At 43.0% G+C, this 3,120-nt stretch carries 3 protein-coding genes and 3 pseudogenes; 3 read left to right on the top strand and 3 right to left on the bottom strand.

Translation table 11 applies throughout. From position 1 onward, the window contains the following. Positions 1-100 (top strand): transposase (locus AC2VDX_RS23200; protein ID WP_378184078.1); only part of this gene is annotated, 100 nt, incomplete at its 5' end. Here AC2VDX_RS23200 and AC2VDX_RS23195 read toward each other — a convergent pair. Then, positions 77-829, bottom strand: a complete 753-nt coding sequence (locus AC2VDX_RS23195) for a glycosyltransferase family protein (RefSeq protein ID WP_378184076.1) — start codon at positions 827-829, stop codon at positions 77-79. The two genes, AC2VDX_RS23200 and AC2VDX_RS23195, sit on opposite strands and share 24 nt — an antisense overlap. Positions 830-936: 107 nt before the next feature. On the opposite strand from AC2VDX_RS23195, the pseudogene AC2VDX_RS23190 reads away from it, so the two are divergent. Next, positions 937-1,091, top strand: a pseudogene (locus AC2VDX_RS23190) (threonine ammonia-lyase, biosynthetic); the annotation flags it as partial. 26 nt (positions 1,092-1,117) lie between these two features. On the opposite strand, the gene AC2VDX_RS23185 reads toward AC2VDX_RS23190, so the two are convergent. Both AC2VDX_RS23185 and AC2VDX_RS23180 read right to left on the bottom strand, forming a co-directional pair. Continuing rightward, the gene (locus AC2VDX_RS23185; protein WP_378184074.1) at positions 1,118-1,360 is read right to left on the bottom strand and encodes a hypothetical protein; all 243 of its coding nucleotides are present in this window, start codon (positions 1,358-1,360) and stop codon (positions 1,118-1,120) included. Positions 1,361-1,539: 179 nt separating this feature from the next. Continuing rightward, positions 1,540-1,776: pseudogene (locus AC2VDX_RS23180) on the bottom strand (DUF5674 family protein). Positions 1,777-1,853: 77 nt separating this feature from the next. On the opposite strand from AC2VDX_RS23180, the pseudogene AC2VDX_RS23175 reads away from it, so the two are divergent. Next, a pseudogene (locus tag AC2VDX_RS23175) lies at positions 1,854-2,911 on the top strand (IS701 family transposase). The last annotated feature ends 209 nt before the right edge of the window (positions 2,912-3,120 follow it).

Here is a 3,120-nt window from a genome sequence, read left to right as displayed (position 1 = left end):
AAATAACAAACTCAAGCTAATTAAACGCTCGGCTTATGGATTTAGAAACTTGGAAAACTTCCGGATTAGATGCTTATTAAATTGGCATTTTAATTGTTGATCTAGCATAACAGGTACTGAAGAGCCATAATTTTTTGTTACCCTTAGCATTCTTTGTTGCCGTAAATGTCCTTATAATAGTATTTCCTTCTCCACCAATAAAAGGAGGAACTAGATTCACTAATTTTATTCCATATTCCTGATTTACTTTCTCATAAGCTCTCCACAGAGTTAGCTGATCGATGTACTTACTGTCTTGAGGTTCCTCAAGCAAATGCCAAAGTTGTGCAACCCATTCTTTAGTTAGAGCTTTAGCTGCTGGAGAATTAGCTAAACCAAGTACATTCATTGTTAATCTTAAGAATTCATACTTCATTTTGGCTCTAGCAAAAATACAAACATCTCCCTGCTTGAAGAGACTGCCGAATCTATTTAAATCTTTTCTTACAATTAAATCAGCGTCTAATTGAAGTAAATTGTCAACCAAGCTGTCTTGCCTTAGTTCATTAACTAAAAAAATTCTCCTTGCCATAGAATATAAACGCTGTTCATAAGGATAAGCAAATTCTTTTTGTTCGTAAATTATTCTTATGTTCTCCCAATCTGAAAACTCTTGTAAGCTGGCTTCAGGTGTATTGATTGCTAATACCACTACCCTCACTCTGGGAAAATTTTTTCTAATGGAACGTAGCAATATTTTCCCATAATCTAAATACTTGTTGTCGAACCTAACACTTACAGTAATATGAGCATCCTTAGGCTGAAATGCTTTAATCAACTGAGTTATCATTACTTTCTTCCTTTAATTTTATAGACAGAATCTTGATATCTACAGCAAGTAGAATTTTCTTGATAGCTGGCATTGGCAAACCTATTGACCCTATGTATTGCGACTAGCTGGTACAAATCCTGACAGCGCGTGTATAGGATGTCGCGTAAGAAACTCCCTAGAATATGCCTTAAACCTATCCGCACGGCTGAGTAACAAACTCTTGCTCAAACGAGAGGATATGCAATCCGTCTTTTCCTTTAAACTGCGGGCTGCTTACAACTTGCATCATTTCGGCTTCTGATTACTCTAACTACTTTGACTTGCTGATGTCACAAGCTCAGATAGCAATCCTGACATTTTTAACACACGCTCCGACAAAAATTGAGCTTGTTGGGCAACTTTCATTCGTTGTGCATCATCTGCCCAAATGTTTGCCCAACCTAATTGCCAACGAGCCAATTGCACTTGTAACTCAACTAACTCTGCTGCAATGTCTATTCCAGCATCAATTGCTGTCTTCTCAATAAAGAACTTGCTTTTCTCTATCAAATGGGCAACTGCATCGCGGTTCAGGTCGTTATTAGAAAATGACCGAATTAGAGCTAAAGAAGCAGCGAGTTATCCTAAGCGAGTAGGTACAGATCCACGCAAATAACGCTCTCACATTGCCGTCGGGTCTTTCATAAGGCTCCTAAGAACTCCTAAGTGATTTGGGCAACTTGCTCATCTTACGCTGGGTGAAGAATCTCCATTGAGCGATTATTTTGACGAGGGCGGATATTAATCAGCGATTTATAGAACCACTTCCTGCGTCAATGGGTTCCAACTCCTCCCCATATATTTTCCTACATACTCCCATCTTCCGGCAACACCGTTTCACAATCCGCATGAAGCTCCCCACCACCTGCAAGAATGCCATGCTCGATATCTACTGTCAGTTTAATGTAGAAACGATGAGCCTCCAGTATTATAGGACTTACGCATTGACAGGGAAAGGAAAATGTGGTGAATCTAGGATAGTCTTGCAGCCCCCGGAATCAGCGTGAGAGAACGGTCTAAACCCTCAACAGCCAAGTGTACCTGCTCCCTCTACATCTTATTTTTATTGGCAGAACCCAAGTATGTCAGTTGTGTTCGCCTAGCCGAGGTGATGGAGGGGTTGAGTCACGACAGTGTGAATCGTTTTTTGCTGCGCGAGAACTACAGCCCGCGAGACCTGTTTGATGAGGTCAAAGACCATTTGATTCTGAGCGGTGGGATTGCGATTGGGGATGATAGTGTGCTGGACAAGCCTTACCGTGACCCCCAGAGAACCGACCATCAGGGGCTACTTTTGGTCAGGTAAACACAAGCGCACCGTCAAGGGGATCAATCGGATTACCTTGTACTACACCGACATCACAGGCACCTCGTATCCGGTGAACTTTCGGATTTATGACAAGCGGGAGGGCAAAACCAAGAACGAGTATTTTCGCGATATGGTAACAGAAGTCAAAGCCTGGGGGCTGAAACTGGCTTGGGTCACGGGCGATAGTTGGTATTCAGGCATTGAAAATCTGAAGTTTCTCAGAAACGAGAAGGTGGGTTTTCTGTTTGGCATTGCGGACAATCGCCAAGTTTCGATAGAACGGGGCACTCAAGTGCAGGTGCAAACCTTAACGATCCCGGAGTCGGGGTTGGTGGTCTACCTCAAGGAGTTTGGCTGGGTGAAAGTGTTTTGCCAGAGCTTCAAAAACGAGGTTCGGTATTACATCCTGTACCAACCCGACGAGACGCAACTGCGACAACTCAACCGCCAAGACTTTCGCCAGATTCATGATAGCCATTGGCAGATTGAGAGCTTTCATCGGGTGATCAAGCAAGTGTGCAACATTGAACGCTTCAAGCGTGCGAACCGAGTCTGCCCTCAGAACCCACTTCTTCTGTGCGCTGCAAGCATGGCTGTAAACTGCAAACGATGCGAGTTGAGGGCTTGATTGATAACCTCTATCAGGTGTCGAGACAGTTATTTGTGCCTGTGATTCGCCAGTTCATTTTGGAAAACCTCTCCAAGCCAATCACTGCCTAACCTCAGACTTCGCTACTTCTGTCAATGCGTAAGTCCTATATTTTATCAATTTGCTCCTTTGTAGCGTGATCGCGGATGATGTGAATCATTCAAAGTGCGATCACCCTTCGCTGTAGGGCGTTGCTGAATTAGGGTATGATGCGAGCGAGAATGCGAGAGGGGAGCCGAAAATGATTTCTTTGATTTTGATAGGGAATTGGAACATCTCCAAATCTGAGATAATGAATTAGTAATCGAATTG

Source organism: Coleofasciculus sp. H7-1, from assembly GCF_057473865.1.
The sequence above is the reverse complement of the archived record's forward strand: the minus strand, read 5'-3'. Positions and strand labels throughout refer to the sequence as shown.